Consider the following 12,211-nt stretch of genomic DNA (forward strand, 5'->3'; position numbering starts at 1 on the left):
TAAATGGTTTATAGTCAAAGGGATGCTTTCGCATCCCTTTCTTTTTATTAATTAGGGTGCTTGCTCACTAGGGCTTTTATCAATCAAGGAAATGTGGAAATGGAAAATAAACAGATTGCGATTACTCAATTCGGCGACGTCGAAAACCTAAGTATTCAAACCAGTGCGATCCCTGAGCCTAAGGCTGGAGAAGTGGTGGTTAAAGTTTCCTTTTCAGGCATTAATCCGATTGATGTCAAAACCCGAGCGGGCCTTGGTTGGGCGGCAGCACAAAACAAAGATAACCTACCTTGGGTACCTGGCTACGACATTTCAGGGCAAATTGTCTCGCTAGGCGAACAGGCTGAACGCTTTACTGTTGGTGATAACGTGGCTGGCTTTATTGGTTTTCCACTGCAAGGTGGCGGTTACAGCCAATATGTGTGTGTTCCAGAAGCTGCATTAAGTATGGTTCCTGATTCTGTCACTCTAGAAGCGGCAGCGGCATTACCACTCGCGAGTCAAACCGCGGCACAAGCGCTCAACAAAGCCGAAGTGAAAGAAGGCGACCGCGTGCTTATTTTAGCGGGCGCGGGCGGCGTTGGTCACCTTGCGGTTCAAATTGCAGTGGCAGCAAAAGCTGAGGTTTACACCACCTGCAGCGAAGCCAACCTCGATTATCTTGCGACGCTAGGTGCTCACGCGATTAACTATAAGTTTGCGCCAGCATCAGAAAGAGTATCTGATGTCGATGTGTTGATTGACTTGGTCGGCGGCGATACCGCGCTTGATGCATTGAAGTGCCTAAAAGATGGCGCGCGAGTCGTGACTGTGCCGACTCTATCTGCAGAACTGATCTGCGAAAAAGCAACACTATTAGGTTTTACTGCATCAGGCATGCTGGTTGAACCAAACCCTGAGCAAATGGACGCTATGCTTTACATGGTCAGTGTCGGATTGCTCAAAACAGAAATTCAAGGTATCTACCAGTTAGATGAGGCGCAGTCGGCGCACCTGCAGGTTGAAACCGGACACACCAGAGGCAAGGTGCTACTTAAAATGCAAGAAAGTTGATAGGCAGTGTTAGAATTTTTTAACTCCCTTTTTGAAAATATCGCGCTGTGGTTCTCGGACTCGGCGCTGTGGGTACTGTTCATTAGTGGCTTCTTGAGTGCCACGTTACTACCCGGTGGTTCAGAAGCTAGCCTTGTGGCTGCATTGAGCTTAGATCAGTTTTCAACCTCTTCGATCATTCTAGTGGCGACATTAGGCAATACCTTAGGCGGCCTGACTAACTATTGGATTGGTTTGTGGTTGCCTAATCGAACTCAATCTGAAAAGCATGGTCATAAGGCTATGGCTTGGCTGAGTCGTTATGGCTACTGGACACTGTTATTTAGTTGGTTACCGATCATTGGTGACCCTTTGTGTCTAGCAGCGGGTTGGCTAAGAATGAAATTCATCCCTAGCGTTATTTTGATCGCGATTGGCAAAGCCGCTCGCTATAGCTTACTTGCTGCTATCTACTTCGGTTTTTTCTAAGGAGAACCTATGAAAAAGGTTTTACTTGGTACATTTTCTCTTATCGCCATTGCTGGCTGTTCTTACAATGTACCTAGCTCAACGCCCTTCTTTTCCTCGTTACCTGAAGGTGTCACTCTGTTAGAAGAGGTTAAGCCTTCTAAAGATAAAGTGGTGATTCCTTACACCAAGTATCAGCTTGAAAACGGCCTGACAGTTATTCTTTCCCCTGATGATTCCGATCCGTTGGTGCATGTTGATGTCACTTATCACGTCGGCTCAGCACGTGAAGAGATTGGTAAGTCGGGCTTTGCTCACTTCTTTGAGCACATGATGTTCCAGGGTTCTGAGAACGTTGGTGACCAACAGCACTTTAAGATCATTACCGAAGCGGGTGGTTCGTTAAACGGCACGACCAATCGTGACCGCACCAACTACTTTGAAACTGTTCCTTCTAACCAACTTGAAAAAATGTTGTGGTTAGAATCAGACCGAATGGGCTTCTTGTTAGATGCAGTTTCTCAGAAGAAATTTAAGGTTCAAAGAGGCACGGTCAAGAACGAGCGAGCGCAGAGCTACGAAAATCGTCCTTACGGCTTAATGTGGGAACGAATGGGCGAAGCGCTTTACCCAGAAGGTCACCCTTACTCTTGGCAACCAATCGGCTATGTTGAAGATCTTGATCGTGTTGACGTGAATGATCTTAAAGCGTTCTTCCTGCGTTGGTATGGCCCAAACAATGCCGTGTTAACGATTGGTGGTGATATCGACGTTGATGACACGCTAGAGTGGGTGAACAAGTACTTTGGCCCAATCCCTCAAGGTCCTGAAGTGAAGGCAGCAGAGAAGCAACCTGCTGTTCTGACTGAAGATAAGTACATCACCTTAGAAGACAATATTCGTCAGCCGATGGTGCTTGTGGGTTGGCCAACAACGTATCGCGGTGAAGAGACGCAAGCTTCCCTGAATGCATTGTCTAACGTGTTAGGTTCAGGTACCAACAGTTACCTATATCAAAACCTCGTAAAAACGCAGAAGGCCGTCAGCGCTGGTTCTTTCCATGATTGTGCTGAGCTTGCTTGTACCATGTACGTGTATGCAATGGGCAACTCAGGTGAAAAAGGCGATTTGACGGTTCTTAATAAAGAGCTGATGGATACCCTAGAGCAATTCTCGAAAGAGGGCGTTGAGCAAGAGCGTTTAGACCAGATCACTGGCATGGCAGAAGCGAATGCTGTTTTTGCATTGCAAAGTGTTAAAGGTAAGGTGTCGCAACTCGCGTCGAACCAAACCTTCTATGGTCAGCCTGATCGGATTGAATCACAACTCGATCAAATCCGAGCGGTGACGCCTGAGAGCGTAAGTAAGGCATACCAATATTTCATCGAAGGTAAGCACAAGGTTACCTTGAGTGTGGTTCCTAAGAAAAAGCTCGATTTAGCGGTTCGTGAAGCGACCTTTACCACGCCACCACGTACGTTGCCGGAATACAGCAAGGTGACGGAAGACCAATTGGATTTCAGAAAGGCACCGAATACCTTTGATCGCAGTGTAATGCCGGAAGTGAACTTTGGTGTTGAGGCGACCATGCCTGAGTTGTACCGCATGCACTTTGCGAACGGCACTGACTTGATTGGTACCGTGACCAGCGAAACACCGACAGTACAGCTACAGATTCAACTTCCAGCTGGCGAGCGTTATGTTCGCAAAGGGCGAGAAGGCCTAGCGAACCTAACCGCTTCGATGATGGAAGAAGGCTCAACCAAACGAACCGTTGAAGAGTTACAAGCGACCTTAGATAAACTTGGTAGCAGTGTGAGCATTAGTGCGGGCAGCTACACCACAGATATTTCAGTCTCGGCGCTAGAGAAAAACTTGCCTCAAACCTTAGCGATTGTGCAAGAGGTTCTATTTGAGCCTAAGTTCGATGAGCAAGACTTTGAGCGCGTTAAGAAACAGATGCTAGAAGGCGTTGTGTATCAGCATCAGCAGCCAAGCTGGATGGCTTCTCAAGCAACCCGTGAAGTGCTGTTTGGTGACAGTATTTTTGCTCGCGCAAGTGATGGCACTAAGGAATCTCTATCGAAATTGACCTTAGACGATGTGAAAAAATTCTATGCGCAACATTACACACCAGAAGGTGCCAATATTGTTGTTGTGGGAGACATCTCGAAGAAAGAGGTAGGGAAACAGCTACAATTCTTTGAAGAGTGGCAAGGCGATGCGGCACCATTAACGCGTCCGCAGATCGTCAAAGAGCTTTCTGGTCAGCACCTGTACTTAGTTGATAAACCGGGTGCGCCGCAAAGCATTGTTCGCTTGGTTCGTAAAGGCCTGCCGTTTGATGCGACGGGTGAATTGTATTTGAGTCAGCTAGCTAACTTTAACTTAGCGGGTAACTTCAATAGCCGTATCAACCAGAACCTACGTGAAGACAAAGCTTACACTTACGGTGCAAGCGGCTACTTCGCAAGTACTCGAGAAACTGGTGCTGTGGTATTTAGCGCGCAGGTAAGAGCGAATGCGACGGTTCCATCGATTCAAGAGTTTATTAATGAGCTGAACGAGTTTAGTCAGAGTGGATTAACTGACGAAGAGGTGAAATTTATGCGCCTTGCCGTCGGTCAACAAGATGCGCTCAAATACGAAACGCCAAGTCAAAAGGCTGGGTTGTTGAGTAATATTGTCGCATTGAGCCTTGATGAAGATTACCTACAACAGCGTAATCAGATAGTTGAAACGGTTTCAAAAGAGACCTTAAACGAGCTATCTAAGAAATGGTTTGACCCGAATGATTATCAAATAATCGTTGTTGGTGACGCGACTTCGCTTCGCCCGCAATTAGAAAAGTTAGATATTCCAATAGAAGAGCTTGAAATCATTCGTTAGAGTACACATTAAAGGGGGAGGGAAGAGACTCTACTTTTCTCCTCCAACCTAATTTATGATAGTTCTAATCAGAACAATATAAGATAAGTGAACTGAATTTTGACTGATTTTGCTGCGCGACTAAAGCAAGTTGCAACCAACCCTAAGACCTTCTCTCAATTTGGTCGTGGTGTTGAAAGGGAAACATTACGCTACACGGAAGATGGGCACCTTGCTACTGGGCCGCACCCTGAGGCTTTGGGATCTGCGTTGATGAACGAATGGGTAACGACCGATTTCTCTGAGTCGCTACTGGAATTTATCACGCCTGTTTCTAACGACGTTCCGACGCTTTTGAATCAGTTGTCTGATATCCATCACTTCACGCAAACCAAGTTAGACGGCGAAAAACTATGGCCGCTTTCTATGCCTTGTTACGTTGGCAGTGAAGATTACATTCAGCTAGCGCAATACGGCACCTCTAACAACGGTAAGATGAAGACCCTATATCGTGAAGGCCTAAAACGTCGTTACGGTAGCCTGATGCAGATTATCTCTGGTGTTCACTTCAACTTCTCTTTCCCAGAAAGCTTTTGGGATAGCCTGTTTGGAGAGCAAACTGAAGAAGCGCGTTGTGAATCTAAGTCAGATGCTTACTTCGGTTTGATTCGTAACTACTACCGCTTTGGTTGGTTAATCCCATACTTCTTCGGTGCTTCACCTGCGCTATGTTCTTCTTTCATCAAAGGAAGAGAGACAAACCTGCCTTTTGAAAAGATTGGCGAGACACTGTATCTGCCAAAAGCAACGGCACTGCGCCTGAGCGATCTTGGCTACACCAACAGTGCGCAAAGCGTATTGAAGATTGGTTTCAACAGCCTAGACCAATACCTTGAAGGTTTGAATCAAGCGATTCGTACACCATCAGAAGAATTCGCCGAGATTGGCACTAAGGTTGATGGTGAATACCGTCAATTGAATAGCAACGTACTGCAAATTGAGAATGAGCTTTACGCTCCAATCCGTCCTAAGCGTGTAGCGAAGAGTGGTGAGAAACCATCTGAAGCATTGGCACGCGGTGGTGTTGAGTACATTGAGGTTCGCTCTTTAGATGTAAACCCATTCAGCTCAATTGGTATCAATGAGCAGCAAGTTCGCTTCTTAGACTTATTCCTAACGTGGAGTGTGCTAACGGACTCAGCAGAGATGGATAACTGCGAGCTTGAATGCTGGCGCGATAACTGGAACAAGGTGATCCTAGAAGGTCGTCAGGTTGGTCTAGAGCTGCAAATCGGTTGTCATGGCGAGCGATTGTCTCTGCAAGATTGGGCGAAGCGTGTCTTCAAAGACCTACGCTCTATTGCCGAGATGATGGACGCTGAACAAGGTGGTCGTGCATACCAAGAAACGTGCGATACGCTTGAAGCTTGGATTGATAACCCAGAGCTGACCATTTCTGGCCAGTTGCTAGAAGAGACTAAGAAGTTAGGTGGCTTAGGTAAAGTGGGTTGCGCGTTAGGTAAAACGTACGCTCAGCAACACAAAGCGCACCAATACAAAGTATATTCAGCTGAGCTGATGGAAGCAGAAGTTCAACGCTCTGTGATTGCTCAGCAACAAAGTGAAGAAGCAAGCACTCAAGATTTTGATAGCTTCTTAGCGGATTATTTTTCGTATTTAAAAGCATAGCGAGACTTTGGTGGAAAGGAAGCAAGCCTTATTAGGTCAGCCTACTCGAGTGAGTAGTAAATGGTTACCTGTAGTGACTGTTGGTGTTGTCTCTAGCCTGTTGGTTGGGTGTGCAACGCCACCGCCAAAGCAGCAAGATAATTTGTGTAGCATCTTTCGAGAGCACCCTTCATGGTATGAAGATGCCTTGGATATGCAAGAAGAGTGGGGAACGCCGATTAACGTTGCGATGGCTTTTGTGAAACAAGAGAGTAGCTATCGTCATGATGCGCGCCCACCTAAAGATTACATTCTTGGCTTTATACCGTGGGGGCGTGTAAGCAGTGCCTACGGTTATGCACAAGCTCAAGATCCTGCTTGGGAAGATTTCCAAAAGGCGACCAATAACGGTGGCTCAAGAACCAACTTTGATGATGCATTGATGTTCATCGGTTGGTATACCAGCGAGACGCGTCGTCAATTGGGCATCTCACTATGGGACCCATATAACCAATATCTGGCTTATCATGAAGGTCGTGGTGGTTATAAGCGCAAGTCATACAACAGCAAGCCATCGCTGATTAAGGTGGCGCGCAAAGTCGAACAGCAAGCAAAAGATTATGGATGGCAGCTGAAACAGTGCCGCAAAGAACTAGAAGACAATCGAAGCTGGTTTTTCTAAAGCCAGCCGTCATGGAGAAGAGCAATGCCTTTATTAGATAGTTTCACTGTTGATCACACACGCATGAACGCACCTGCAGTTCGTGTTGCTAAAACAATGCAAACCCCAAAAGGGGATACCATCACTGTGTTTGACCTGCGTTTTACTGCGCCAAACAAAGACATCCTATCTGAGAAAGGTATCCATACTCTAGAGCACCTATACGCTGGTTTCATGCGTAATCAATTGAACGGCTCAGATGTAGAGATCATCGATATCTCACCGATGGGCTGTCGCACGGGTTTCTACATGAGCCTGATTGGTACGCCTACAGAGCAACAAGTGGCTGACGGTTGGTTGGCAGCGATGCAAGACGTACTGAAAGTTGAGAACCAGAATAAGATCCCTGAGCTGAACGAATACCAATGTGGTACGGCAGCAATGCACTCTTTGGATGAAGCGAAAGAGATCGCGAATGCGATCATCGCTGCAGGCATCTCTGTAAACAAGAATGATGAACTGGCACTGCCAGAGTCTATGCTGCAAGAGCTTAAGATCGACTAGTCATTGATAGCCACCCTAGATAGGGCGAGTTAGATACTAAAAGACCCGGTTCAATGAACCGGGTCTTTTGTTTATGTGAGCTTCAATGATAACTCAGTTAGCCGTTCACGATCTGTGGGAACACGCGCACTAGTTTGATACGGTTCTCTTCGAGTTCAACAATTTCCATTGGGTGCCTGGCTACCTGAACACTGAGGTGACTCTCTGGAATATCTTCAAGGTGTTCCAGTATCAAACCATTCAGAGTTCTTGGGCCATCGGTAGGCAGTGCCCACTGTAAGCCTTTGTTGATGTCTCGGATATTGGCGCTGCCTTCAATCAAGAAGCTGCCATCGCTTTGCGGAGTAATTTCTTCAGATAAGCTTGGGGCGATTGAGGTGGTAAACTCACCTACGATCTCTTCAAGAATATCTTCTAATGTAACCAAGCCGTTGATATCGCCATACTCATCAACAATCAAGCCGATGCGCTGCTTATTGCGTTGAAACTTAAGCAGTTGAATATTGAGTGGTGTCGCTTCAGGAATAAAGTAGATCTCATCCGCTGCACGCAACAGGGTCTCTTTATTGAATTCGTTCTTTTCAAGCATCAGGCGGTAAGCTTCACGCAGCCTTAGCATACCAACCACTTCATCTATTTGGTCACGATAGAGAACCACACGGCCATGAGGCGAGTGGGTCAATTGACGAACAATAGATTTCCAGTCGTCATTGATGTCGATACCAGTAATCTCATTACGCGGCACCATGATGTCGTTCACGGTGACATGCTCTAAATCCAGAATAGACACCAACATATCTTGGTGGCGTTGAGGGATCAGGCTACCTGCTTCATTTACCACGGTTCTAAGTTCTTCTGAGCTCAAGTGGTCGGTTGCATCATGGCTGGCTTTAACGCCTAAGATACGAATGAAGCCGTTGGTAATGAAGTTCACTAAGATCACCAATGGTGACAGTACCTTCATCAGTATCATTAAAAGGATACTACTCGCGTAAGAGACACGTTCAGGAAATAGAGAAGCGATGGTTTTTGGTGTTACCTCGGCGAATACGAGGATCACGAGAGTCAGGGTACCAGTAGCGATAGCCACACCGATATCCCCGTAGATGCGCATACCAAGAATAGTAGCGATCGCAGATGCAAGAATGTTGACGAGATTGTTGCCGATGAGAATGAGGCCAATCAATCTGTCTGGGCGATTCAGAAGTTTTTCTACGCGTTTGGCACCTTTATGACCCGTATTGGCCAAGTGCTTTAAACGGTAGCGGTTCAGGGACATCATACCCGTTTCGGAACCAGAGAAATAACCAGAAATTACAATGAGACACGCGAGTAGCGCAAATAAGATACCCGTTGATATGTCGTCCAAAACTATTCTTTTCCTATTTGTGTATCTTGATTAATTTATGACCGAACATGGTCGAGATGTCAATTGAATGTATTGCACTCAATATTTTAAAGGCAAGGTATGTGAGACCTTGCCTTTATTTTACAGACTAGTTCAGGATGATTTCCTGGACGAAGCGGCTACCGAAGTAGGCTAATGTGAGCATGCTGGCGCCGGCCAGTGCGAACCAAGTGACTTTCTGTCCACGCCAACCTTTCTGATAGTGACCCCATAGAAGAATGGAGTAGATAACCCAAGCGATAAAAGACAACACAGCCTTGTGTGCTTTTCCTTGAGCAAACATATCTTGTACGAAGATGAGACCCGTCAACAAAGTACCCGTTAATAAGCCATTACCAATCAAAATGATCTTGAAAAGCTGTCTTTCCACCATCATTAAAGGAGGTAGGTTAGGGTTTATCACTAAGGCTTTTTTCTTTTTAAGTTTGTGATCTAGCCACGCAAGTTGCAGGGCGTATAGCGCGCCGATTGTTAACGTTGCGTATGAGAATAGAGCCAAAGATATGTGCACGAGCAGTTTTGGGTCATTCTCTAGATGTTTGATGAAGGTGCTTGGAAGAAAAGTGGCAGCCATCAAGTTCAGCGCAGCGAAGCTATAAACGACGGGTAAGATAAACCACAGACGGGTTTTGAGCATTGCACCGCTCATTACCACAGATATGATTAAACTGATTAATGAAGCAACGTTCAAGATACTGAGGTTTTGGCCACTGGCATTAAAAATCAAATCGCCAAGCAACCAAGCATGGAAAGCTAGAGCAAGTAATGCGCTGATAAACACCGTTTTTACACGGATTCCTGTTTGGTGCACGAGACCTGGAATGATCGTGGAAATCGCCATTGTATAAAGAAAGGCTGCTGCGATCGCAATAAGACTGTCCATGGTATCCATTTTAATGATTACTAATTGGCGAATTATACCTCGCATCGCTCTTTGGGGCTATGGCGAACCTCATTCAATTCCAAGTGAATAATGTCTCACATCACAAGCACGGATGATTAACGCTCTACAACGGGTATGACTCTAATCCGCGCTAATGTATACTCACAGTAATAGTCGCAGTTTTGAGCGAAGAGAAAACTATGTTTGATAATTTAACGGATCGTCTATCCAAAACGCTGAAGAACATCAGCGGTAAAGGTCGTCTGACCGAAGACAATATTAAAGAGACGCTGCGTGAAGTACGTATGGCGCTACTTGAAGCCGACGTTGCACTGCCCGTTGTCCGCGATTTTGTTAAGCGCGTAAAAGAAGGCGCTGTGGGTGTTGAGGTTTCTAAATCTCTAACGCCTGGTCAAGAATTCATTAAGATCGTTCAAGCTGAACTTGAAGCGGTGATGGGTGAGTCTAACGAGGCTCTTAACCTAGCCGCACAGCCGCCAGCCGTTATCTTAATGGCGGGTCTACAAGGTGCGGGTAAAACCACATCGGTAGGTAAGCTATCTAAGCTTCTAACTGAGCGTGACAAGAAGAAAGTCTTGGTTGTATCTGCCGACGTTTACCGTCCAGCGGCGATCAAACAGCTTGAAACGTTAGCGAGCGATGTTGGCGTAGACTTCTTCCCATCTTCAGCTGATCAAAAACCTCTTGATATTGCAAACGCTGCAATCGACCACGCGAAGAAGAAATTCTACGACGTACTACTTGTCGATACTGCGGGTCGTTTGGCTATCGATGAAGAGATGATGGGCGAGATCAAAGAGCTTCATACTGCAATTAAACCAGTAGAGACACTGTTCGTTGTTGATGCAATGACAGGTCAAGATGCTGCGAACACTGCAAAAGCCTTTGGTGATGCGCTACCACTAACCGGTGTTATCTTGACGAAAGTTGATGGTGATGCGCGTGGTGGTGCTGCTCTGTCTGTTCGTCATATCACAGGCAAACCGATTAAATTCTTGGGTGTTGGTGAAAAGACTGACGCACTAGAACCGTTCCACCCTGATCGTGTTGCTTCTCGTATCTTAGGTATGGGCGACGTACTGTCTCTTATTGAAGACCTACAGAAAAACGTTGATACCGAGAAAGCAGAGAAACTGGCTAAGAAGTTCAAAGAGAAGAAAGGCTTTGACCTTGAAGACTTCCGTGAACAGCTAGGTCAGATGCAAAACATGGGCGGCATGATGGGCATGATGGATAAGCTTCCAGGCATGTCTCAGCTACCAGATAACGTTAAAGATAAAGTTGATGACAAGATGTTCAAGCAGATGGAAGCGATCATCAACTCTATGACCATGAAAGAGCGTCAACGCCCTGACCTAATCAAAGGCTCGCGCAAAAAGCGTATTGCCGCTGGTTCTGGTACACAGGTACAAGATGTAAACCGTATGCTTAAGCAGTTCACCCAAATGCAGAAGATGATGAAGAAGATGCAGAAAGGTGGCATGAAAGGGATGATGCGCAACATGCAAGGCATGATGGGCGGCGGTGGAGGTATGGGCGGAATGGGTGGTGGCTTTAACCCGTTTGGCCGATAATCTACAAATGTAAGCTTTAGCTACGTTACTTTTCATAGTGTTAGCCGTGTCACAGAAAGTATACGGCAGCTATGTTGGTGAAAAAATAGCTAAAGCCCTTGCATTGCACCGGAATAAGAGTAAAATTCCGGGGCTTTAATTTGGCACGAGACCCCAAGCTATTTACTTATACTTGGGGTTAATTATTTTATTAAGAAAGCAAAGAGGACGACATGGTAACCATTCGTTTGGCACGTCACGGTGCAAAGAAGCGCCCATTTTATCAAATCGTAGTTGCGGATAGCCGTAACGCTGCAACTGGCCGTTTCATCGAGAAAGTAGGTTTCTTTAACCCTACTGCTCAAGGTCAAGAAGAAGGTCTACGTCTAGACCTAGATCGTGTTAACCACTGGGTTGGTCAAGGCGCATCTCTATCTGATCGTGTAGCTAAGCTAGTTAAAGACGCTCAAAAAGCGGCTTAATTCTTTTTTAAAGAGAAATAGCTTATGTCGATGAAGGGTAAAGAAACTATGAGCGAGCAAAACAATAGAATTGTCATGGGTAAACTTGGGTCTACCTATGGTATTCGTGGCTGGCTTAAAGTGTTCTCCTACACAGACAATGCTGAAAGCATATTTGATTACAGCCCTTGGTATTTAAACCTAAAGGGTAAGTGGGTTGAGTACAAAGTTGAGAGCTGGAAACGTCATGGCCAAGGTTATGTATGTAAGCTAGCGGGATTAGATGTTCGTGAAGACGCGCAACTGATGACTAACTTTGAAATTGCTATTGACCCTGCTTCGTTACCTGAATTGTCAGAAGATGAATTCTACTGGCGCGAATTGTTCGGTATGCAAGTTTTTACTACTAAAGGTTACGACCTTGGTAAGGTCACTGACCTATTAGAAACTGGCTCGAACGATGTTCTAGTAATCAAAGCAAATCTTAAAGATGCTTTTGGCCAAAAGGAACGGTTAGTACCGTACCTTGAAGAGCAAGTGATCAAGAAAGTTGATCGCGAAGCTCGCCGGATCGAAGTTGACTGGGATCCTGGATTCTAACTCCAAATTACAGAGCGAGAGAAC

11 protein-coding genes are annotated in these 12,211 nt (G+C 45.8%); 9 read left to right on the top strand and 2 right to left on the bottom strand.

The window, feature by feature from the left end; genetic code table 11:
- Positions 1–99 precede the first annotated feature (99 nt).
- The 6 genes from OCV20_RS02660 (at position 100) to luxS (ending at position 7,261) form a co-directional block, all read left to right on the top strand.
- Complete coding sequence (locus tag OCV20_RS02660; protein ID WP_086774280.1) at positions 100–1,053, top strand: NADP-dependent oxidoreductase; 954 nt, start codon at positions 100–102, stop codon at positions 1,051–1,053.
- A 6-nt stretch (positions 1,054–1,059) separates the two neighbouring features.
- A complete protein-coding gene (locus OCV20_RS02665; RefSeq protein WP_017059555.1) occupies positions 1,060–1,521 on the top strand; it encodes a YqaA family protein in 462 nt (153 codons plus the stop codon).
- 9 nt (positions 1,522–1,530) lie between these two features.
- Positions 1,531–4,389, top strand: a complete 2,859-nt coding sequence (locus OCV20_RS02670) for a M16 family metallopeptidase (protein ID WP_086774279.1) — start codon at positions 1,531–1,533, stop codon at positions 4,387–4,389.
- A gap of 99 nt (positions 4,390–4,488) precedes the next feature.
- Complete coding sequence (gshA, locus tag OCV20_RS02675) at positions 4,489–6,057, top strand: glutamate--cysteine ligase (protein ID WP_050620026.1); 1,569 nt, start codon at positions 4,489–4,491, stop codon at positions 6,055–6,057.
- 10 nt (positions 6,058–6,067) lie between these two features.
- Positions 6,068–6,718 (top strand): transglycosylase SLT domain-containing protein, encoded by a 651-nt coding sequence (locus OCV20_RS02680; RefSeq protein WP_017629422.1) that lies wholly within the window; start codon positions 6,068–6,070, stop codon positions 6,716–6,718.
- 24 nt (positions 6,719–6,742) lie between these two features.
- Positions 6,743–7,261, top strand: a complete 519-nt coding sequence (gene luxS / locus OCV20_RS02685; RefSeq protein WP_017056597.1) for an S-ribosylhomocysteine lyase — start codon at positions 6,743–6,745, stop codon at positions 7,259–7,261.
- A gap of 97 nt (positions 7,262–7,358) precedes the next feature.
- On the opposite strand, the gene OCV20_RS02690 is transcribed toward luxS, so the two are convergent.
- Positions 7,359–8,630 (bottom strand): HlyC/CorC family transporter, encoded by a 1,272-nt coding sequence (locus OCV20_RS02690; protein ID WP_050620024.1) that lies wholly within the window; start codon positions 8,628–8,630, stop codon positions 7,359–7,361.
- A 127-nt stretch (positions 8,631–8,757) separates the two neighbouring features.
- The gene (locus OCV20_RS02695; protein WP_019825854.1) at positions 8,758–9,552 is read right to left on the bottom strand and encodes a cytochrome C assembly family protein; all 795 of its coding nucleotides are present in this window, start codon (positions 9,550–9,552) and stop codon (positions 8,758–8,760) included.
- Positions 9,553–9,752: 200 nt separating this feature from the next.
- Between OCV20_RS02695 and ffh the strand changes: the two genes are divergently transcribed.
- The 3 genes from ffh (at position 9,753) to rimM (ending at position 12,187) form a co-directional block, all read left to right on the top strand.
- On the top strand, positions 9,753–11,147 hold the full coding sequence (gene ffh, locus OCV20_RS02700) for a signal recognition particle protein (RefSeq protein WP_010435884.1): 1,395 nt from the start codon (positions 9,753–9,755) through the stop codon (positions 11,145–11,147).
- Positions 11,148–11,359: 212 nt separating this feature from the next.
- Positions 11,360–11,608 carry a 30S ribosomal protein S16 gene (gene rpsP, locus OCV20_RS02705; RefSeq protein ID WP_004410028.1) on the top strand — a complete coding sequence of 83 codons (249 nt, stop codon included), beginning with the start codon at positions 11,360–11,362 and terminating at the stop codon, positions 11,606–11,608.
- Positions 11,609–11,632: 24 nt separating this feature from the next.
- Positions 11,633–12,187, top strand: a complete 555-nt coding sequence (gene rimM / locus OCV20_RS02710) for a ribosome maturation factor RimM (protein ID WP_048612338.1) — start codon at positions 11,633–11,635, stop codon at positions 12,185–12,187.
- The last annotated feature ends 24 nt before the right edge of the window (positions 12,188–12,211 follow it).

The organism is Vibrio coralliirubri, assembly GCF_024347375.1.
Taxonomy (GTDB): Bacteria; Pseudomonadota; Gammaproteobacteria; order Enterobacterales; family Vibrionaceae; genus Vibrio; species Vibrio coralliirubri.